The 23888-nt window shown below is 40.2% G+C and carries 12 protein-coding genes; 9 read left to right on the top strand and 3 right to left on the bottom strand.

What is annotated here, in order from left to right:
• Positions 1 to 153 precede the first annotated feature (153 nt).
• Positions 154 to 8793: a T9SS type B sorting domain-containing protein gene (locus tag JM81_RS18285; RefSeq protein WP_144805521.1), complete on the bottom strand. Its 8640-nt coding sequence runs from the start codon at positions 8791 to 8793 to the stop codon at positions 154 to 156.
• Between the two features lie 125 nt (positions 8794 to 8918).
• Here JM81_RS18285 and JM81_RS18280 point away from each other — a divergent pair, with 125 nt between their 5' ends.
• Complete coding sequence (locus tag JM81_RS18280; protein WP_144805520.1) at positions 8919 to 10040, top strand: PQQ-dependent sugar dehydrogenase; 1122 nt, start codon at positions 8919 to 8921, stop codon at positions 10038 to 10040.
• 40 nt (positions 10041 to 10080) lie between these two features.
• Here JM81_RS18280 and murQ read toward each other — a convergent pair whose 3' ends face one another.
• Together murQ and JM81_RS18270 are read right to left on the bottom strand one after the other, a co-directional pair.
• Complete coding sequence (gene murQ, locus JM81_RS18275; protein ID WP_144805519.1) at positions 10081 to 10896, bottom strand: N-acetylmuramic acid 6-phosphate etherase; 816 nt, start codon at positions 10894 to 10896, stop codon at positions 10081 to 10083.
• Between the two features lie 4 nt (positions 10897 to 10900).
• Positions 10901 to 11650, bottom strand: coding sequence for a DeoR/GlpR family DNA-binding transcription regulator (locus tag JM81_RS18270; protein WP_144805518.1), 750 nt, complete (start codon positions 11648 to 11650; stop codon positions 10901 to 10903).
• A gap of 201 nt (positions 11651 to 11851) precedes the next feature.
• Between JM81_RS18270 and nagB the strand changes: the two genes are divergently transcribed.
• The 8 genes from nagB (at position 11852) to acs (ending at position 23288) form a co-directional block, all read left to right on the top strand.
• Positions 11852 to 13780, top strand: coding sequence for a glucosamine-6-phosphate deaminase (gene nagB, locus JM81_RS18265; RefSeq protein ID WP_144805516.1), 1929 nt, complete (start codon positions 11852 to 11854; stop codon positions 13778 to 13780).
• Positions 13781 to 13841: 61 nt separating this feature from the next.
• Positions 13842 to 15374, top strand: a complete 1533-nt coding sequence (locus JM81_RS18260) for a glycoside hydrolase family 10 protein (RefSeq protein WP_144805514.1) — start codon at positions 13842 to 13844, stop codon at positions 15372 to 15374.
• The gene (locus JM81_RS18255) at positions 15358 to 16632 is read left to right on the top strand and encodes an MFS transporter (RefSeq protein WP_089261754.1); all 1275 of its coding nucleotides are present in this window, start codon (positions 15358 to 15360) and stop codon (positions 16630 to 16632) included. The genes JM81_RS18260 and JM81_RS18255 overlap by 17 nt, the downstream gene beginning before the upstream one ends.
• Positions 16625 to 18181, top strand: a complete 1557-nt coding sequence (locus JM81_RS18250; RefSeq protein WP_144805512.1) for a glycoside hydrolase family 3 protein — start codon at positions 16625 to 16627, stop codon at positions 18179 to 18181. The genes JM81_RS18255 and JM81_RS18250 overlap by 8 nt, the downstream gene beginning before the upstream one ends.
• Positions 18182 to 18205: 24 nt before the next feature.
• Positions 18206 to 19282 (top strand): anhydro-N-acetylmuramic acid kinase, encoded by a 1077-nt coding sequence (locus JM81_RS18245; RefSeq protein WP_144805510.1) that lies wholly within the window; start codon positions 18206 to 18208, stop codon positions 19280 to 19282.
• A gap of 41 nt (positions 19283 to 19323) precedes the next feature.
• The gene (locus tag JM81_RS18240) at positions 19324 to 19584 is read left to right on the top strand and encodes a DUF4212 domain-containing protein (protein ID WP_144805508.1); all 261 of its coding nucleotides are present in this window, start codon (positions 19324 to 19326) and stop codon (positions 19582 to 19584) included.
• 33 nt (positions 19585 to 19617) lie between these two features.
• On the top strand, positions 19618 to 21312 hold the full coding sequence (locus tag JM81_RS18235; protein WP_144805506.1) for a sodium:solute symporter family protein: 1695 nt from the start codon (positions 19618 to 19620) through the stop codon (positions 21310 to 21312).
• A 68-nt stretch (positions 21313 to 21380) separates the two neighbouring features.
• Positions 21381 to 23288, top strand: a complete 1908-nt coding sequence (gene acs, locus JM81_RS18230) for an acetate--CoA ligase (RefSeq protein WP_144805504.1) — start codon at positions 21381 to 21383, stop codon at positions 23286 to 23288.
• Positions 23289 to 23888: the final 600 nt, after the last annotated feature.

Raw genomic sequence — 23888 nt, 5'->3', positions numbered from 1 at the left:
TCTATCAAATGTACCAAAAAAGGATGGGTTACAGTCTAAAATAATAATACGCTAAAGGAATTATAATCCTACCGGTAAAAGCCTATATAACCTGTTTGTATAAAAAAAGAGCTAAAATGTTTTAGCTCTTTCTTTACTTTAAAGTGTATTTACCTATCTATATAAGGTAAAATGGCCAACATATCTTATTTCTGCGGTATTGGCATTGACAACATACCAATAATCTCCAGTAGGCACTTCTTTACCTTCGTAGGTTCCGTCCCAACCACTTACCTCGTCCAGAACTGCTACAACCCTACCGTAACGGTCATATATTTTAACGACCACCCCATCAAACAGGTCTCTATTGTTAGGAGACCAAATGTCGTTCAGGTTATCTCCATCTGGTGAAAAGAAATTTGGAAACTCCAACATTCCCGTAAACTCAAATGGCACATCTAATTGCAGCTCACATCCCATTTGGTCCACTACCCTAACATTTACCATTCCGCTTTCATTTGTCGTGTACGTAGTTTCCGTACCATAAGACCTACTATTAAAGAAAAATTCGTAGTTACCAAAACCACCTGTGGCCACGGCCACAATTTCATTTGGACCAGTTTTATCAACGGAAAGACTTAAGGGCTCATAACTATCTATAGAAAATTCCACACTATTTGTACACCCATTCTCATGATAGATATAGACTGTATGGTCCCCAGGTGGCAAATCTCCCCAAATATATTCCTCCGTTGCATTGGCACTAATAGGGTCTGTAGGATCTATGGGGTCTAAAGCGAACATTAATTGTGATGCCTGAACATCTCCGCCCCAGTTGATCGTAGTGGTATTTGTTGGAAATATACCATCACAACCGTATTGAACTTGTGGTGCGGCAGAAAGGTCAACCCCAATATTTACGATAAAAACTTCCATGGTTCCACAGAGATTTACATCCTGAACATAGATTGCATAAGAAGCCCCTCCTTGTAAGTTTTCTATACGATCGCCTAAATAGGGTTGAAAAGTTGCCGTTCCTGTTTCATCAACTGGATCGATCATTTCAATTTTATATTCATAGTATGGGGTATTACTGACCAATACGTCCGTAAAAGGGGTACCACCAATAATGTTAAAGGACATTGAGCCATCATTGGCACCTATACATAGTTCTGCCATGGTCTCTATATCCACTATCTGTATTTGATCGGGAGCCTCAATGGTAATGACATCTTTTTCAAAACAACCATTTTCGTCCTGTATCAAAATTTCATAAGATCCGGCTTCAAGTTCATCAAACGTATAACTGCCAGGATTTTCAGCATCGCTAAAGAATTCATTAAAATTAGGTGCGATCGCAAATTGTATTAAACCAACACCTCCTTCACTAACGGTTATAGTTATAGAACCGTCCGCCTCACCGCTACAGGTGACATTGGCAGCAACGGCATCAAAAACAATAGGTTCCGGTCTAACAATCTCAAATGGACCCGCTATATCCATACAAGTGGATCCACTGGTTACCGCTATATAATAATTTGTTCCTTCAGGAAGGCCTTCAAAAGTTCCATTGTCCTGAGGTCCCCTAACCATAGTAGCGGTTGCAACAGGGTTAAAAGCATCAATTGGATCACCTTCAAAAAGGTAAAACAGGTCTTCGCCCACACCACCATTAACAAAGGATTCTATACGGCCATCCAACTCAGAGGCACAGGAAATATCATCAGGTAAATTGGGCAATAACGTAATTCCGGTAGCATTGGTCATAGTAATACCGTTACTCCTAATTGAAGGACAAGCACCGGCGGAATTGACCTTTCTCACATCAAATTGATAAGTAATTCCTTCTACTCCAGATATTAATATTGAAGTACCGTTCATAGGTTCGTAACCACCTATTGCCACATTGTTCTCTACCCTTAAATACTCATAAGAAAAAGAAGGATCGGGATTTTCAACGGTCAACCTCATTTCTCCGTCACCACCACAACCTGGTACTCTGGTCTGCACCAAAAGGGGTTGGATCGGCGGAGGTGGGTCAACATAATAGGCATCGGTAACAAAAGAACATCCAAAACTGGAAGAAACCTCAATTGCATACCAACCAGCACTAATGTAACCTCCACTATCACCAATAAAGGTAGGTGTATTCTGTAATCCACTTTGGGAAACGATATCCGTATTATCATTACTATTAAGGTAAAGTAAAGTGTAATTATATCCTGCACCGGCAAAACCACCACTTGCACCGGCAATTGCCGTAGCACTATCGCCAGAGGTAATATCATAAGCCTCCAGTACCGCATTGTTCCCGTTGGGGCAGTCAAGGCCCTGGGGCTCTCTAATACCTGCTACAATTTGTGGAACTTCATCCAATTCAATTTCAAAAGTGTCCGTACACAGTTCAGAATCACGTATTTCCACTTGATAAAAACCATAAGATAATCCCGTAAAGTTATTGAGGTTAGAAAATGCCGCTATTTCCGTGGTATACGTTGCCCCACCATCGGCGCTCATAAACAAACGGTATTCATAAGGTACGTTGTCCCATCCTCCGGTACCTGTGGCTTCTATTTCACCTGTATCGTTCGTACAACTAACATTACCAATTGCAACTGCATTAACCGTTAACGGTCCATTAGGGGTTCTAATATTAGCTACGTTACTGGTTGCAGAACAGAATGGCATACCTACGGATACTATATCCACTATTAAGTTTCCACCGGGTAAATTTTCTATTCTAGCTTCATCACCATTACCATCCGGATAATTGGCCGTATTGAACGTTCCCGTAGCCAATGGAGTTGTTCTTGAAATGTCATCCGCCTCATAGACGATATAATCAAATATACCGGAATAATCACTGACCGTAATGAACAACGCCCCATCATTTCCTGGGTTAGCACAACTTACGGGTTTAGCCTCGCTTATGACAACCCTTGGTTGCAGAGGCTCAATAACCGTATGAACCGGCATAGGATACGTACAGCCAACCGTATTATCAACAACCTCAAAAAGATAATCGCCGGAAGCAGGCAATAAGACATCTACATAGTCATTTCCTGTTGTATTAGTTACAGGAGTAACGCTTGCGACCGAAATTGTATTCACTGTAAAATCCGTAGTACCCAAAACTTGGATACGTACCACTTCATCATCCCTACAATTTAGAGGTTCCACATTAATTATAGATGGAACCACATCCGTAGGCGGATAGATTCTAGGCACATCAAAAGTAGTTTGACATCCATTACCATCTATTGCATAAACGGTTATGTCCTGTGGATAACCATTATCGACAATTTCAAACGTATTGCCAGATTGATAGTTGGAGAACCCGGTGATACTATACTGATACCCAGATCCAACAGTGCCCGGATCTAAAACATTTATTGAAATAATGGTTGAGCTATAACGGTTTGCACCCGGTTCACAAGCAAAATCCGGAGCCGAAGCTTCTATTGAAAATACCGCAGGTTCGCTAATTGTTACCTCTACAAGGTCCGTACATCCCAGATCTGTTACAACCTCAGCAACATAATCCCCAGCACTTAAACCTGTAAATGAACCAGACAGGTTAGTAGTTGTTGGCGTTGCTGAACTGGGTAATGGTAAGGTACCTGTGTATAAATTATATGCGGCAATCCCATCCACATCTGACCCACCGGCCAATATTATGTTGATACTACCGTCATCCGCCCCGTTACAACTTATACTGCTTGCCCCGTCAGCTATAATACTAGGAGCCGTAGGTATGGTACTTATAATATCATATACGGTAAACGGACAATAAATGGTACCGTCATTTACAAGATCATCCACCAGCACAACTTGGTATTCCCCTGCCGGTACTCCTGTAAATACTCCTGTAGCATTATCAGCGATATAATTTCCTAAGCTATCCTGTAATTCAAAATTAAAATTACCGCTACCACCATTGGCATAAACCGTAATTTCCCCATCAGAATCCGTACAATTTGGCGGTCTGGAGAATTCACCTGTTGCGGATAATACCTGATACACTTCAGGATCGGCAGCACCAACACAGCCGTTTGCATCCATAACATCTACATGGTACACCCCTACACTGTTAACGGTAAAGGTTGTGGTCCAAGGATCGGTATCATTGGCCCTGGTACCTAGTTGACTTACACCGCCCAAGGTAAAGGTTGGCGTATTAATATAGGCCGGTAAGGATAGGTCAATGGTAAAGCTAGCCGCAGTTACATCACATTGGTTACTTACCAAAAAAGTAGGCGCCGGCAATGGTGGGTCTTCCGTAATTATTGCCGCTGAAATCCTATAGGAGCAATTCCTGGAATCCCTCACCCAAATATCATATTCAATTCCCGCTCCGGGAGCACCAGGCAACGTAACGGTAGAGGCATCCGTAAAATCGTCAGACGGATCACCGGGAGTAAGTGTTCCATTTTCATCTACAGGGGTACCTGCAGGCACGTAAGCATATTCATAAGGACTACCGGTAGCAAAAGGTGCACCACCACTACCCCTTACGGTAAGTTGGCCTTCCGCATTACAGTTAGAGTTTATATTTTCCAAAATATCCACCCTTGGAGCATTCAAAAGAGCTTCTGCCTGTGCACCATCTGAACATTGTGTACCATTATCAAAAACCAAGATACTATAAGCACCTTCTGGAACTTGGTATGTGAAATTTGTTTCTGATCTTGTTTCGGCAATAAACAGGTCTCCTGTCTCTGTATTTCGTATTTCAATATCCAATAACCCCGTAGTACCTGTAACAGAATAGGTCAATCCTACTTCATTTCCAGGAATACAGGTTGCATTATCAATAGCAAGGTTTACGTCTACGGTAGAAGGTCCTTGCGGCACCTCAATAATTTCTTGGTACATACAACCAGAGAACGTATCTACTACCTCAACCGTAAATACCTCCCCAAATTGAATATTTGGAAAACAATACCTTCTTATTTCACTTGGAGGTGTACCTCCCAATGATATATACGGCGGATTAGTACCATCTAAAATACGGATATCAAATGGTCCAGTACCGCCAACAATATCTACGCAGTAGGGAAATCCGCCCGGTGTACATGTTGGCGGTAACAACGTATTATCCGGTTGAATCTGTACCGTCGCATTACCAATTGTAACCGTATCCACATCCCTACAACCTCTAGAGTCCAAAGTAACCAATTGATAGTTTCCTTGTACAATATCTGGATGGGTGATGTTTAAAGGATAAATTGTTGAACCATCCGTTTCCACTCTTGTAATTTCATTTCCAAAAAGGTCTTCAACGATATACACAAATTCTGGCACACCTCCACTTACGGTAGTTATTTCAATACCTCCGGAAACCACATTACCAATACAGGTAGCATCAATTGGCGCAACCGTTGCATTTGGTGCCACTGTACCATCCGCAGATACCGTTACTGTTACAACACCAGGTATTAAACAACCTCTACCATCCTTGACCACGTACTCATAATCACCGATCGGTAACCCAGAATATGTTGTTTGAGAAGAATATTGGTATGCACCGTCATCTGCCACGGAATAACTTAAACTACCGGCAGGTCCAAATTTAATTTCATACGGTGGTATACCTACCGTAGGATCTGGCGTAATATCTATAAAACCACTGTTGGCATCGCCACAACTGGGACCAACAACTCTATGCGTAGCGGTAATGGTAGATGGAGCTTCAAAAATTATAGGTTCGCTTATATCCGTACAACCATTATTGTCCTCTACAGAAACGCTATATGTACCATGTTCCAGGGAACCAATTGCAAAATCAAATGAATTTGATGGCAATTGAAGACCTGTTGCGGACGCTACCGGAGCGCCATCCTTGAAAATGGTATATGAGGTATTGGTCAAATCGGATATATTACCACCATTAACAGTAATACCCATGGTACCGCTACCGGCACATGGTATTTCATCATCAACGGATAATTGAACATTGATCTGTGGTGGTATTGTTATATTAACAGAACTTCGACAATTGTTATCATCCTGCACTTCAATAGTATAAGTTCCCGGGAACAAATTGTTGAACGTAGGTGATGCGGTAAAGCCCCCGTTATTTATTCTATAAACATGTCCTGTTCCCCCACCTGAACTTGTAACGGTTACAGACGGAGTATTGGTTGGCGAATAACACAGGTCTGCAGCTGCAATACTAATACTTGGTGCAGTCCTAGCTTCAAGGTCAAAGGTAAAGGTGGTACTACAACCTTCACTATCAATAGCCGTTAATGTATATACATCGGATGGATCTAGCGCATCCGTAGTTTCTGTCAGATTACCAAATATGTTACCTGATACGACTCCAGTATTATAACCGGAAGGATATTCAAGTGCATATTTATAACCTCCCCATCCTCCAGTGGTTATTGCTTCTACCCTACCAATATTATTATTATCACAACTCATTGGTGTTACTACACTTGAGGTCAAGTCCAAGGTGGTCGCTTCCTCAATATCAAAAGAAGCGGTATCCGTACACCCGGTATCCGAGTCCGTTATAGTAATGGTATATGTACCTGCACCGGATAATGGCAAGATAACTTCAGCGTCATTTTGGGGCCCTCCGGTATAAAGTCCACCATTGATATCATAGGTATAAGTATTTGAAAAACCATCAACGATAAAAGTACCGGAACCATCTGCAGCACCGTTACACACCCTTAAATCTCCTCCAGATTTTACACGCACTCTAATAGAGCTGGTAACTATAGGCCTAAAACCTTCCGTATAGGTACATCCGTTTACATCAGTGATTTGAAAAATATAAGCTTGTGAAGTCAGTAGGCCAATAAAAGTATCATTGTTACCATTATCAACGTAAGATGGGCTAATGATTTCATACCTATTGATGGCCGCATTGCTGGTTGGCGTCAATTGTACATCAGATGTCCCGGCGGAACAACTCACGTTAGATTGCACAAAAGCCAAATCCGTAGGTGGATCAATATCCAAAATTTCAATTGACGTCAATTCCAATCGGCAACCACCGGCATCACGGATTATAGGTGTGTACGTACCCGGAGACAAATCAGAATAAGAGGTAATACTCGAAAAATGCACACCATCTATACTAAATTCATAACCGCTACCAGAACCACCTGAAAATGGTCCCACAAAATCTATTTGTCCACCTTCTGTACCACTACTGGTACAGGTAACATCAGAAACTTTATTGGCCGATCCCGTTAAAGAGCCTACCGTATTAACAGTAATGGAAGGCATTGCCAAGGTACACTCAAAGTCGCCTTGTTGATAACGAACTTCTATATCATTATATGTACTTGCAGCAACAGATATCTGGGGAGTGCTCACCCAAGGGGCAGAGGCACTTTCACGAAAAGATATGTTATACCCCCGTCCATTGTTTATGGTAAAATCCAATTTAGCACCACCATTACTACAGCTACCATCAATACCGGCCACAGTTACATCTGGTGGAGAGAGTGTTTCAACATCTGATGAAGCACTAATGGTACAACCATTACTATCCGTAATAATAAAATCATAGGTACCAGCGGAAGTTACGGTAAAGATCGTACTTCCCGTATCCGTAGAAGCATTACCAAAAGCAGGTTGTACCGCACCATTGTTCACCGTAAATGTATAAGGCGCAGAACCGCCGTTGGTATTTAAAATAATATCCACACTTGAAATATCCGAACAGCCAAAACTACTATTGACCTCTGTAGAGGCGTCCAAGGCAGAGGCACCCGCACCAATGGTCAACGTATTTCCATTAACATCTAAATGCTGCCTTGGAGGATTGATTCCGTTACCCGGATCACCCGTACATTGATAGGTTTCCACTTGTACGATATAAGAACCAAAACCTACCGCAGAGAACGTATAGGAACTGTCTGGCATAAATGCGGTAAATTCCTGACGTACGCCGTTGGAATTCAGTAAAGTATATTTGTAAGGCCCTGGTACTCCTGATGCGTTTACGGTGATGCTACCGGTGTCGCCATTACATAGCGCATCTTGGAAAGTTGCGGTAATATCAATATTTCTTTCTTCAATTATTATAGGCTCATAAGGATATTCACAGGTATTCGCCGTATTTTTTAATCGGGCTTTAACATTATAGGTGCCCGCTGCCAAATTAGGGAATATAGGTCCTTGCCAAGCCCCAAAACCACTGCCATCGTTAATACTGAATTCATAAGCACTGGACAAGTTGGTAATTTGGATCCTACCATCTACTCCACAGATGAAGTCTTGCTTTTCATAAGTTTGGTTTATGGTACTTTTCTTAACTTTAAAATAATAGATTTGACCATTGGCTACAACACGATATTCCGCACCTTGTGTAGAGGGCACGGAACTGGCGTCCAAGGTAAAGGTCTGTTGATCGGCAACTTCCGTGTAACATGCACCGGTATTTGGACATTCCGTATTAATATCCGGACTACACGACCCACCCAATACTTGCCATGAGACATTACTGTATGGCCCACCGGAAAGGCTTATGATACGGTCATCATAGTCACCGCAAAGATTAAAGCGTGCGACCGTAAAACCGTTGTCGTCACAATTTTCAAGATTATCCGCCCCTTGAATGATTGTTGCAAACATTGCCGTTGAAGTTGCTTTGGCAACAAGTTGCGCATTCTTTTTCTTGGTTTGTTGGGGTTGTTTTTTTTCTGTGGTAGAAACAGCCTTATCAAAAGCTAAAGACACTTCCTCAAAAAGGGTACTTACCTTAGAGTTGGCTATTGCAGTTGTACCAGCTACGGATATCAATATCAGTAATAGTACAACCAACGTATACCGTTGTTGTTTTGGGAGCATAGGTTAAGTGAAATTTTAAGAACAATGCGATTTGGGATCTTTACCGTTCTTTGTTGTAATTTTTTATACTTATATTTTATCTTTAAATAATGATTAGTCCTTTAATATATTTCTAACGTCTCAATATGAAAAAAAGTATCGTTCTACAGCTTTTATTTGTTGTAATGCTCAATTCCTCTTGTGCACAAAATATTGAAAACAAAGTAATTACACCAAACACTTCTGTTTTTGACGCAGAGTTGTTCGTCGATCAGCTACAGATTCCATGGGGGTTTGCATTCCTTCCGGATAAAAGTATATTGATTACAGAAAAATCGGGAAAATTGATTCATTTTAAGGATGGCAAAAAATCGATGATCGGTAATGTTCCCGATGTTTATCAGCGTGGTCAGGGTGGGCTCCTGGATATTGCCCTGCACCCGAATTACGACAAAAACGGATGGATTTATATCACTCTCGCCTCTGCATCGGGCGATGAAAAAGGAGGTAACACCGCACTTATGAGGGCTAAATTGAGCAATGATAAACTAACGGATGTTGAACAATTGTACAAGGCCGTACCCAATACCACCAAAGGCCAACATTTTGGGTCCAGAATAGCGTTTGACAATGAAGGCTACCTCTACTTTTCCATAGGGGAAAGAGGCGACCGGGATATCAACCCACAAGATCTAAAACGAGATGGCGGTAAAATCTATCGATTACATGATGATGGCAGAATTCCAGCGGATAATCCTTTTGTAGGTGTGGATGGTGCCAAAAGGGCTATATATAGCTACGGACACCGTAATCCCCAAGGATTGATAAAACATCCCGTTACGGGAGAAATTTGGGACAATGAGCACGGACCTAGAGGCGGGGATGAAATCAACATTATTAAAAAAGGAGCTAACTACGGATGGCCATTGGCCACTTATGGCATTAACTATAGCGGCACACCAATAACGGATCAAGAGAGTATTTCCGGTATGGAGAACCCCATACACTACTGGGTGCCTTCCATTGCCCCTAGCGGTATGGCCTATGTAACTTCAAACAAATATAAGGGATGGAAAGGTAGCTTACTGGTAGGGTCTTTGGCCTTTCAATACCTTGAACGTTTGGAACTGAACGGAAACAAGGTGACCTTACGTGAGAAACTTATGCCAAATTTAGGAAGGGTCAGGGCAGTAAAGGAAGGCCCGGACGGCTTAATTTATGTAGCGGTAGAAGGAAAAGGAATTTACAGGTTAGTCCCCAAAAAATGATTATTCAGGAACTATTAATTCTGTTTAAAAAAGTATAAATTCAATTACCCTTAACAGAGTCTACCGCTAATTTAACGGATCCATATTTTTTGAGAAGTTTTTCAGCTTCCGCATAGCCAATACCTAAATCCTCCATAATGTAGCGGGTTCCTCGGTCCACCAGCTTATCATTGCTCATTTGCATATTTACCATTTTGTTCCCCTTTACCCTTCCAATTTTTATCATCAACGCAGTGGAAATCATGTTCAATGCCAATTTTTGCGATGTACCACTTTTCATTCTTGTACTACCGGTAAGGAACTCTGGACCAACATTGATTTCTATGGGGACATCTGCAATTTTAGCTATCGGGGACCCTGGGTTATTGGTAATGGCAGCAGTAAGGATCCCATTGTCCTTTGCCGCTTTAAGCCCACCAACCACATAAGGCGTACTACCGGATGCTGCTATACCAACTACAACATCCTTTTCCGTAATTTGATGCTCTTTTAAATCTACCCATGCCTGTTCCATTGCATCTTCTGCATTTTCTACAGCTTTTCTGATTGCAGTATCACCGCCCGCGATAAGACCTACCACTCGTTCATGGGGCATTCCAAAAGTTGGGGGTATTTCAGAAGCATCCAGAATACCTAAACGACCACTTGTACCTGCACCAATGTAAAACAGTCTACCGCCTTGATCAAAACGGGTTGCCAGCGCATCTACTAAAATTGTAATCTGTGGTATGGTTTTTTTTACCGCAGCCGCAATTTTTTCATCCTCCTCGTTCATTTTTTGCAAGATCGTTGCGGTATCCATCATTTCCAAATGGTCGTGATTGGATGGCATTTCAGTGATTTTTTTGTAATCCATATACTTAAATAATTTTTATATCATGGTTTTTAAACGCATTGAGCAGGGTGTTTTCCGGTTTTAATTCCGTAATCATAGTATTAATGGAATTGATATCACAGGTTTTATAGCGGTGTTGTGAGTTCAATTTTTCAGAAATGGACAACAGAACCGTTTTTTTTGATGCCTTGATTACCGCTTTTTTAATCTGAACGATATCCCAATCAAACTCCGTTAGCCCATAAATAGCGTCTACATAACCCGTACCTATAAAACTATAGTCAAACCTAATTTCCGATAAATGGTGTATGGCATTTGCCCCAATTGCTATCTGTGCTTCCTTTGCAATTTGTCCTCCAATGGAAATTACACTGATATTTTCTTTATTGGAAAGTTCCATGGCAACCGGCAGACTTATTGTAAAACAGGTAAGGTTTAGGTTTTCCGGTATAATTCTGGCCATTTCCAAACAAGTTGTGCCCCCATCTATAAAGATAACGGCACCATCTTTCAATAAACTTATTGCCTTGGTGGCGATCGCCATTTTTTGGTCTAGCTTATAAATATTGGTATTACGTGCACTATTGCTCATAAAACCCATGGATATGGCACCACCGTGTACTTTTCGTAATTTTTTCTCCGCATCCAGCTCCTTAACATCTCTTCTAACGGTATCGATAGATACATCCAAGGCCTCTGCGATATCGGTCAATAAAATTCTATTATGAAGATCTACCTCATTTAAAATAGTTCTGTGACGTTCCTCTTTTAGCATTTTACAACAACATGTTTTAGCGAATTAAGGCAAAGATAACATTTTAATTTACTTGCCGTTTTATGACGTTAAAGTTAATAAAACAATATATCAATATTAATTAACAGCAAAATAAAGCAAATTTTATTGCAAAAAACGGCATAAATGCAAAATAGTGCATATATTTGCATGAATTTAAAACCTAAATTTTATTGCTGTCCTATGAAAAACGCCTTACAAGATTCTAAGATTGATATCAGCCATAAACCCATTGGCCAATTTGAGGAAACTCGTTTTGAAAAAATCCATAATGTAATCTTTCAAGATTCCAACATTGCATCCATTATAGTTGCGGAAGAAATTGCCAACCTGATCAAGAAAAGACAGGGACAAAAAAGAAAGTGTGTACTAGGACTGGCAACCGGCTCTTCCCCAATTAGGGTATATGAAGAATTGGTACGTATGCACAAGGAAGAAGGATTAAGTTTTAAAAACGTGGTTACTTTTAATTTGGATGAATATCTACCCATGGAGCCCAATAACATACAAAGTTATTTTTACTTCATGCACGAACATTTGTTCAACCATATAGATATCCCAGAAGAAAACATTCATATTCCAGACGGTACGGTCAGCAGTGATGAAACTACCGCTTATTGCCTTTCCTACGAAAGAAAAATCAAAGAACATGGAGGTCTTGATTTTCAATTGTTGGGCATAGGTAGAACGGGCCATATAGGTTTTAACGAACCAGGATCACATTTGAATTCCGGCACAAGGGTCATAACCTTGGACCACATTACTCGCGTAGATGCGGCTCCATCGTTCTTGGGAATAGACAATGTTCCCAGAAAAGCCATTACAATGGGTATTTCAACGGTAAAAAAGGCTAAACGCATTATACTCTTGGGCTGGGGTCAAAACAAGGCGGATATTATCAAAAAAACTATAGAGGGGGAAATATCCTCACATGTACCCGCTACCTACTTGCAGGACCATGACAATTGTACGTTTGTTCTAGATACAAGTGCCGGTACCGAGCTTACCAGAAACAAGACTCCATGGCTGGTAGATGCCTGTACCTGGACGGACGAGCTAAAATCAAAAGCTATGGTTTGGCTATGCGAAACTACCGGAAAAACAATATTGAGTTTAACGGATAAGGATTATAATGACAATGGTATGGCAGATCTCTTAGCACAGGAAGATGCCTATAACCTAAACATTAAAATGTTCAACAAACTTCAGCATACCATTACAGGTTGGCCCGGGGGCAAGCCCAATGCCGATGACACCCACAGACCGGAACGCGCAACCCCGGCACAAAAAAGGGTCATTATCTTTAGTCCACACCCAGATGATGACGTCATTTCAATGGGCGGTACTTTTGACAGGTTGGTTGAACAAGGTCATGATGTACATATTGTCTACCAGACCTCAGGAAATATTGCGGTATCTGATGTTGATGCACGAAAATATGCCGAAATAGCAATGCAGATCACCCCTTCTTCCGAAGCGGAAAAAATCATTAAATCCATAACGGACAAAAATGAGACCAGGATAGATTCTCCCGAAGTCAGAAATCTAAAAGGTAAGATCAGACGTGGTGAAAGCTATGCGGCAACAAGATATATGGGACTACAGGATGAAAATGTACACTTTTTGGACCTGCCATTTTATGAAACAGGAACCATTAAAAAGAAAAATTTAAGCACTGAGGACATTGCATTAATGGTGGAGATTATTAGTAAGATAAAACCTCATCAAATTTATGCCGCAGGAGATTTGGCAGACCCGCACGGAACGCATAAAGTTTGTCTAGATGCTGTTTTTGCAGCCTGTGAGCAATTGAAATCAGAACCGTTTATGAAAGATTGCTGGTTATGGCTGTATAGAGGAGCTTGGCATGAATGGGATATCAACGAAATTGAGATGGCCGTACCAATGAGTCCGGGGCAGGTATTGAAAAAACGAAATGCCATATTTTGCCATCAATCTCAAAAAGATGGGGTCATGTTCCAAGGAGATGACTCTAGGGAGTTTTGGATGCGCGCCGAGGAACGTAACCGTGACACGGCCAATAAATATAAGGCGTTAGGACTTTCTTCCTACGCCGCTATGGAAGCCTTTGTACGCCATAAATTCAATTAACATATTCTTTATTCAAAAAGGCCTATTTTAGTTCTAAAATGGGCCTTTTTCATTCCTATATATGTCAAAATACATCATCTTAATAATTTGCATTCTTTTATTTCATTCCTGTGCAGTTTTTAAAACCTATGAGAAACATCCTAAAACAGAATTTAGAGGGGTTTGGATCGCTACCGTAGTGAATATTGACTGGCCAAAAAATGGAAATGACACTTCTAAGAAACAAAAGGAAGACTATTTAAAAATTCTAAATTTTTACCAAAAAGAAAATTACAATGCAGTCATAGTACAAATACGCGCTGCAGGTGATGCCTTTTACGATTCTGAATTTGCTCCTTGGTCTAGATTTCTGTCCGGTGAAGAAGGAAAAGCTCCAGAATGGAATACCGATGTGCTGGACTGGATGATCAAAGAAGCGCATTTGCGGGGAATGGAATTTCATGCATGGTTAAATCCGTACAGGGCAACTTTCGATGAAAATTTTGAAGTTCTTTCAAAATCCCATGATTACTGTACCCACCCAGAATGGATAGTGCATTACGGAAAAAAGAATTATTACAATCCCGGGTTACCAGAGGTTCAAAAAAGATTCTCTGAAATTGTGGGTGAAATAGTTACCAATTATGATATAGATGCCATACATTTTGATGATTATTTTTACCCCTATAGAATTAAGGATGAAATCTTCAATGATTCAACAACATTTAAAACCTATGCAAAGCCAAATCAAAATTTAGAGGATTGGAGACGTAGTAATATTGATTCTTTGGTACTCCAGACCCACCGAACCATTAAATCCATTAAACCATATGTCCAGTTTGGAATAAGTCCGTTTGGGGTATGGAAAAATAAAACTACAGACCCAAGTGGCTCCAATACCAAAGCTGGTCAAACTACCTTTGAGGACTTATATGCAGATCCGTTATTGTGGATGAAAAATGGGTGGATAGATTACTTAGCTCCACAAATTTATTGGAGCATGGATCTCAAAGCGGCACCACACGCAACTTTGGTAGATTGGTGGGCCAATAACAGCTACAATACCAACATATATATAGGTAATGGCGCATATAAAGTCAAAAACAACAGTGACCCCGCCTGGAACAATCCAAAGGAACTTCCTCAGCAATTAGAACTGGCTAGAAAAACCCCTGAGGTATTGGGAAATATTATGTTCAGTGCAAAATCGTTAATGAACGACAATGATGATGTTGTGAACGCAATACGCAAAGATTTTTATAAGGTACCGGCCTTGACCCCTTCATTTTCATCCTTGAACATAACAGCAGTGCCTACACCGCGTTTGGCAATTACTGAACTAAACGATCAAGAATTTATTCTGCACATAGAAGATATCGTCAATATGAGATATGCAGTGTTATACAGATCCGGCCGTAAGGTAAAGGAGGCATACAAAATGAAGAAATTGGTAAAAAAAATATTTTTGGATGAAAACCCCAATACCATAAGTATTCCAAAAACAGCTATTAACAACAACTTTATAGCCCTTAGTTTCATAGACAAATATGGTGTAGAAACAGCGGCAACCGTAATTAATATTAAGAAATTAAAAAAAAATGGTACAAAAAGATAAAGGAGCTTGGGCATGGGTACCGGTCTTATATTTTACACAAGGTTTGCCTTATGTTTTAGTAGTTACCGTATCGGTAATCATGTACAAAAAACTTGGTGTAAGCAATGAAGATATAGGTCTATATACCAGCTTATTGTACTTGCCTTGGGTGTTAAAACCACTATGGAGCCCTTTTGTGGATTTAAAAAGCACAAAGCGTAACTGGTTTCTAGCCATGCAATTGCTAATAGCTATTGCCCTATTGGGCGTAGGCCTTACCCTACCTACCAATATGTTCTTTATCTCCTCCCTTGCTTGTTTCTGGATGGCCGCTTTTGCTTCTGCTACCAATGACATTGCTTCAGATGGTTATTATATGCTGGGACTAACGGAAAAAAAACAATCTTTTTTTGTGGGGATGCGCAGTACGTTTTATAGATTGGCCATGGTCACGGGTGAAGGATTAATTGTTGTTTTGGCAGGTTTCCTTGAAAATAAGTATGGTGACAATACCAAGGCATGGAGTATTACCATGTCCGCGGCAGCATTCTTAATGCTGATCATGACGGTGACCAATTTTTTTGTAACCCCAAAATATGAATCGGAAAATGGGATAAATAACGAAAAAGCTACTGGCTTCTTGGAAGTTTTTTCTTCATTTTTCAAAAAGCCGGGTATAGGAATTGCTCTAGCTTTTATTTTAACTTACCGTTTAGGAGAATCGCAATTGGTTAAAATGGCATCGCCTTTTTTGTTGGACACACCAGATAAAGGCGGCTTAGGATATTCCACGGAACAGTTGGGAACCATATTTGGTACGGCTGGCGTAATTTTTCTATCCATTGGAGGTATATTGGGAGGAATCTTGATTTCTAAGGATGGATTAAAAAAATGGATGCTACCTATGGTCCTTTCGTTAAACCTTCCAAATATTTTATATGCGGTGTTGGCATTCACGAATACCACCAACATATATGCAGTGACCGCAACGGTTATATTTGAAAAATTTGGCTATGGGTTTGGTTTTGCAGCCTTCTTGATGTATTTAATCTATATAGCGGATGGCAAATCAAAAACATCACATTATGCAATTGCTACTGGTTTTATGGCCTTAGGAATGATGCTGCCCGGCATGATCAGCGGTTATATGCAACAGTGGTTAGGTTATGACGGCTTTTTTATCTGGGTGGTCATTGCGGCCCTCCCAGCCCTTTTACTATTAAAGTTTATAACCTATCCAGCAGATTTCGGTAAAAAAACAGCAGTTCCCAATGAATAAGATTATGCTAACCCAAGAGACACTAGACCAACTTACAACTACGGAAAAAGTAGGTCAATTATTTATGCCTGCCGCTTTTATCAATGATACCGAAGATGAGATACGGGATCTAGAAAACTTAATAGCCAATTACCATATTGGAGGATTGTGTTTTTTTCATTCCAGGGCAAGTGCAGCTACAAATTTTGAAGGAAAGAAAAAGATAGCTCACAATGCGCACAGTTTTGAGGTGCTTAAACAACTGATTAACCGTTACCAACAAGCAGCTAAATACCCTCTTTTAATAGCAATTGATGCGGAATGGGGGTTGGCAATGCGTATTGAAAATACACCACAATACCCTTATGCCATAACCTTAGGGGCTAATACCGACAATTTGGATTTGGTGTTTGAAGTTGGAAAACAAATTGCAAAAGACTGTAAAGCGGCTGGTATACATTGGAATCTCTCTCCGGTAGTGGACATAAATACCAACCCCAATAATCCAGTAATTGGTTATCGTTCCTTTGGTGAAAACAAAGACCATGTAACCTCGTTGGCAACCGCATATGTAAATGGAACGCAGAGCGAAGGCATCCTTACGAGTATTAAACATTTTCCAGGACATGGTGATACTGCTACAGATTCACATTTAGGATTACCCGTAATAGACAAAACCAAGGCCGAGCTTTTGGAAAATGAACTATATCCTTTTCAACAGCTCATTAAAAATGGGGTAAATTCCATAATGGTAGGCCATTTATCAGTACCTGCACTAACAGCGGACAGAAGTTTACCCTCTAGTATAAATAAAGATATTATTACGGGAATATTAAGAAACGAAATGGGTTTTGACGGAGTAGTCATATCCGATGCACTGAACATGCATGCCGTATCAAAAAACTATCCTACACCAGGGCAGTTGGAATGGCTGGCATTTAATGCCGGAAATGACGTTTTGTGTTTTGCGGAGCATATAAAAGAAGGTATCGATATGATACTAAAAAACGCATCAATTGCCCAAATTAACAAAAGTCTAGAACGAATTTGGAAGCTTAAAACAAAAGCTTTTCAAAATACAGACCCAAATATTGAGCTCACCAACCCTAGTTCTTTAAACCGAAAGATTGCAGAGCGATCGCTCACGTTACAGGTTGGTACTACAAAGGCAATTGAAAATTTCAGACAAACAAATCACTGCACTATTACAATAAAACGCTATAGTGCTGATCAATCCGAAAAAGAGATACTAGCATCCTTGAAAGAAATGCAGAGTGATGTTGCAGATGAGACAGATGCGTTGATACTACTGACCCCACCACAAATAAAACCCACGAACAATTTTGGATTCCTGAAGGAAGAAATTGAGTTCATAAATCGTCTTATAGAAACAAAAAACGTAGTGCTGTATCATTTTGGCAATCCCTATGCCCTTAAATTTTTTGATATAGACAAGACAAAAGCTACGGTAATTGTCTATCAAAATTTTAAGGAATTTCAAGACGTGGCCACAGCTCATTTCTTGGGAACAATTGAAGCTCATGGAAGACTTCCGGTGGCATTAAATTAATTAGATCATTTAAATATCATTAAAATGAAAGTTTATAAAATTCTTGGTCTTATGTCCGGCACATCTTTAGATGGACTGGACTTGGCATACTGTCACATTTGGGAAAATAAAGGGTCTTGGAAATTTGAAATTAAGGCCTCCAAAAGTATATCGTATTCCAAGGAAATGTTAGTTGAACTTAAAGATGCTATTGGTTTATCCGCCGAAAAACTGATTGAACTTCATAATACATATGGCACATGGCTTGGGGAACAATCCTTACAATTTATTAAAGATCATCATTTAGAAGTTCAGTATATAGCCAGTCATGGCCATACCACGCACCACCGTCCGGAGATGGGACTTACTTTCCAAATTGGATCAGGTCAACATTTGGCCAATGTCAGCGGAATTAAGGTTATTGCGGATTTTAGGACCAATGACATGGCCCTTGGCGGTCAGGGAGCTCCTTTAGTCCCCATTGGCGACCGACTTTTCTTTGACGAGTATGACTTCTGTCTAAATCTTGGGGGCATTAGCAATATATCCTTTGAGGTAAAGAACAAACGTATTGCCTATGATATAGGTTTGGCAAATATGATATTGAACTATATCACCAGAAAAATTGATTTGGAATATGATGAAGATGGAAGATTAGCAAGCAGCGGGGCCATAAATGAAACAATGTTAAAACGACTGAACGATTTACAGTACTACCTTTTGCCCCATCCAAAATCAATTGGTTATGAATGGTTTTTGGAAGAAGTCGTACCAATCGTTGAAGAAACGGAAGACACCATAGAAAATTTACTCCACACCAGCATTCACCATGTGTGCGATAAAATAGCACAACAGGTAAAATTGAACACAAAGAAAAAAACGCAACGATTATTGGTAACTGGCGGCGGTGCTTTAAACTCTTTCCTTATAAGGATATTACAGCACAAGCTAGGTCAGGGCACAGAAATCGTTATACCAGAAAAAATAATCATTGAATTCAAAGAAGCACTTGTATTTGCATTAATGGGAGTGTTAAGGGTAGAACAACAAACAAATGTTCTGTCTTCTGTTACAGGAGCCAAAAAAGATTCCTCTAGTGGAGTATTGTTCATACCAAATTGAACTTTTTTAACTAATTTACTGGATTGTAAATCAACTTAAAGATGTCAGAAAAACAAAAGAAAGCAACTGCTTACTGGAAAGAGAACGTAAAATATCTTTTCATTTTATTGACTATTTGGTTCCTGGTTTCGTTCGGTGCGGGAATTTTATTTAAAGATGCCTTGGATTCCATTACCATAGGTGGATTTAAACTAGGGTTTTGGTTTGCACAACAGGGAGCTATCTATGTGTTTGTTATCCTCATATTTGTATATGTAAGGCTCATGAACAAATTGGATAAAAAATACCAATACAACGACTAGACCATTCTCTAACCAACCAAAATTACCAACAATATGAGTGTTCAAACCTGGACGTATATTTTAGTGGGGCTTACCTTTGCCCTTTATATCGGCATAGCTATTTGGTCAAGGGCCGGTTCAACAAAAGATTTTTATGTAGCCGGTGGGGGCGTATCTCCCCTTGCCAATGGCATGGCAACCGCAGCAGATTGGATGTCAGCTGCATCATTTATTTCAATGGCCGGAATAATTTCATTTGCAGGCTATGACGGTTCCGTTTATCTAATGGGCTGGACCGGCGGGTATGTACTGTTGGCACTTTTATTGGCTCCCTACCTTCGTAAATTTGGAAAGTTTACGGTGCCTGATTTCATAGGCGACCGCTATTATTCAAAAACAGCTCGCATTGTGGCGGTCATCTGCGCACTTATCGTATCCTTCACTTATGTGGCTGGGCAAATGCGTGGTGTAGGTGTCGTTTTCTCCAGGTTTTTACAAGTAGACATCAATACAGGTGTAATTATAGGTATGGTGATTGTCCTATTTTATGCGGTTCTTGGCGGAATGAAAGGCATAACCTATACACAGGTTGCCCAGTATTGCGTATTGATATTTGCCTTTATGGTTCCAGCCATATTCATATCCATACAAATGACAGGCAACCCAATTCCACAATTGGGCATGGGGGCTACCCTCAACGATGGTTCCGGTACTTATTTACTGGAAAAGTTGGATGGTCTCTCCACTGAACTTGGTTTTAATGAATATACCAATGGGTCAAAATCCATCACCGATATATTTGCAATAACACTTGCCTTAATGGTCGGAACCGCAGGTTTGCCCCACGTTATCGTTCGTTTCTTCACCGTAAAAAAAGTAAAGGATGCACGTAAGTCTGCAGGGCTGGCGCTTTTGCTGATTGCCATACTATACACAACGGCACCAGCGGTAGCCGTTTTTGCAAAAACAAACTTAATTGATACGGTAAGTAACCAAGAATATTCCAGTATGCCCGTTTGGTTTAAAAACTGGGAGGAAACCGGCCTACTTTCTTTTGATGATAAAAATGAAGATGGAAAAATTCAATATGTAGCGGATAAAGAAAAAAATGAACTTACGATCGACAATGACATTATGGTATTGGCAAATCCTGAAATTGCAAACTTACCTGCTTGGGTAATTGCCTTGGTAGCAGCAGGTGGTCTTGCCGCCGCACTTTCAACCGCCGCAGGTTTATTGTTGGTGATATCAGCTTCCGTTTCCCATGATTTGGTAAAAAAGGTATTTAACCCCAACATATCGGACAAGGCAGAATTATGGGTGGCAAGAGGTTCTGCAACTGTTGCAGTCGCAATAGCAGGTTACTTTGGCATTAATCCGCCTGGTTTTGTAGCTGCCGTAGTGGCATTGGCATTTGGACTGGCAGCGGCTTCATTTTTTCCGGCCATTGTACTGGGTATTTTTTATAAGAAAATGAATAAGGAAGGAGCCATTAGCGGTATGGTAGTAGGAATTCTACTTATGCTTTTTTATATGACTAAATTTAAATTCGGTTGGTTTGGCGGAGGAACACAAGACGACTGGTGGTTTGGTATTTCACCGGAAGGATTTGGTAGTATTGCCATGATCGCTAACTTTATAGTATCGATCATTGTTTTACAATTTACACCTGAGCCGCCGGAAGATGTCCAAGAAATTGTGGAGAATATTAGAATTCCAAGCGGAGCAGGAGAAGCAACCGGTCACTGATTTGAAAACAACTTTTATCAACAACCATAGGGATGTAAAATCCTTGAATAATATAATTAACGCATACAATGAGTAATTATCACATTAAGCATTTAGAGGAATATTTTCAGGTTTATAGAAAATCCATTCGAAACCCTGAAGCCTTTTGGGAGGAAATTGCAGAAGAGCATTTTGTTTGGCGCAAGCGCTGGGACAATGTGTTGAGCTGGGATTTTAAAAAACCGGAGATTAAATGGTTTGAAGGGGCAAAACTGAACATAACGGAAAATTGTTTGGACCGCCACCTACCCACAAGGGGAGATAAAACGGCCATAATTTTTGAACCTAACGACCCCAAGGAAGAAGCAACCCATATTACCTATAGACAATTACATGAACGGGTATGCCGCATGGCTAATGTACTTTTAGACCACGGTGTTAAAAAAGGAGATAGGGTTTGCATTTATTTACCCATGATTCCCGAACTGGCCGTAGCTTTGTTGGCATGTGCTAGAATTGGCGCTATCCACTCTGTAGTATTTGCAGGTTTTTCCGCAAATGCGCTATCTACCAGAATTAATGACAGTGACTGTAAGATGGTACTCACCTCAGATGGATCCTTTAGGGGTTCCAAGTCTATTGACCTAAAAGGTATAGTTGACAAGGCCTTGGAGGACTGTCCAGGTGTAGAACATGTATTGGTAGCAAAACGTACAGACACGGATATACATATGGAAAAAGGAAGGGATAAATGGTTACAGCCCTTATTAGATGAAGCATATGCGGATTGCGTAGCGGAAATCATGGATGCAGAAGACCCACTGTTTATCTTATACACTTCTGGTTCAACCGGCACTCCAAAAGGTATGGTACATACTACCGCAGGATATATGGTCTATACCGCCTATACTTTTAAAAATGTTTTTCAATATCGAGAACATGATGTGTACTGGTGTACTGCGGATATTGGATGGATAACCGGACATTCTTATATAGTGTACGGACCATTGGCCAATGGTGCAACCACCTTAATGTTTGAAGGGGTTCCCTCCTACCCGGATTATGGTCGTTTTTGGGAAGTTGTAGAAAAGCATAAAGTCAATCAGTTCTATACAGCACCTACCGCTATTAGAGCATTGGCCAAAGAAAATCTGGATTATGTAGAAAAACATGACCTTTCTAGCCTAAAGGTTTTAGGATCTGTAGGCGAACCCATCAATGAAGAGGCATGGCATTGGTACAATAATAATGTGGGGAAGAAAAACAGTCCTATTGTTGATACCTGGTGGCAAACAGAAACCGGTGGTATTATGATTACCCCAATACCATATGTAACACCAACGGCCCCAACGTATGCAACGCTTCCATTTATTGGTATTCAACCTGCTTTAATGGATGAAAATGCGAAAGAAATCAAAGGGAACCAAGTAGATGGCCGACTTTGTATTAAATTTCCATGGCCTTCAATTGCCCGTACTATTTGGGGCAATCATGACCGTTATAGAGACACCTATTTTAGCGCTTATGAAGACATGTATTTTACGGGTGATGGAGCCCTAAGGGATGCTGTAGGATATTATAGAATTACTGGTAGAGTCGATGATGTTATCATTGTATCCGGGCATAACCTTGGAACAGCACCAATAGAGGATTCCATTAATGAGCACCCTGCCGTAGCAGAGTCCGCAATTGTAGGTTTTCCACATGATGTCAAGGGTAACGCCCTGTATGGTTATGTAATTCTAAAAGAGACGGGAGAAAGTAGGGATAGGGATAATTTAAGAAAAGAAATCAATCAACAGATTACCGAACAGATAGGGCCAATTGCAAAATTGGATAAAATCCAGTTTGTTCCTGGCTTGCCAAAAACGCGTAGTGGTAAAATTATGCGCCGCATTTTACGCAAGATTGCAAGTAACGATACCAGCAACCTTGGAGACACAAGTACACTTCTAAATCCAGAAGTTGTTCAAGAAATTATGGATAATGCCCTATAATTTCAAATAATAGAAAAAGTTTTAAGTGTAAATTTCGCCAGCCAGATTTAAAAAATGGGTCTGGCGAATTTTATTTTATACGGGAAATAGATATAGCAATATCACCATTCTCCCAACTTTGAATTATTTGCCCCTCAATTTCTTTTACCCTTTATACATTATTTAGATTTTGATAAGCCAGTTTTAATCCGTGTAAAGCCCTTCCGTTTTTAGAAAGTCTAACTAAGTCTTCTTTGTACGTTCTTATTACATCTTGGTAAGCCAGCTTCTATTTGAATACCTCCTAGGCGATGCCTTTCCTAAAAAAAGCCAATCTGGTGGTTCGTTATAATTCAAAGCATTTTCAAGTTGATATCGGGCTCCATGCCCGCGTTATAATTTGGACCTAGCACATGAACGGTCTATTCAAAATATTCTCTACCCATATTCTTACAAGCCATGATAATAAGAAACAGTTGTAAAAAATAAACGGATGTGTTTTTCACAATTCTCAACATTAAGCCTTTTAAACAATGAAGTTGAAAATATATGTTCATCAATACCAACAACTTAACGTGCGAACAGTGCAGAATAACGTATAAATTACAATTCGTTAAATCT

It is taken from the genome of Maribacter sp. MAR_2009_72, assembly GCF_007827235.1.
In the GTDB taxonomy this organism is placed as follows: domain Bacteria; phylum Bacteroidota; class Bacteroidia; order Flavobacteriales; family Flavobacteriaceae; genus Maribacter; species Maribacter sedimenticola.
This window is presented reverse-complemented; position numbering and strand designations above follow the sequence as displayed.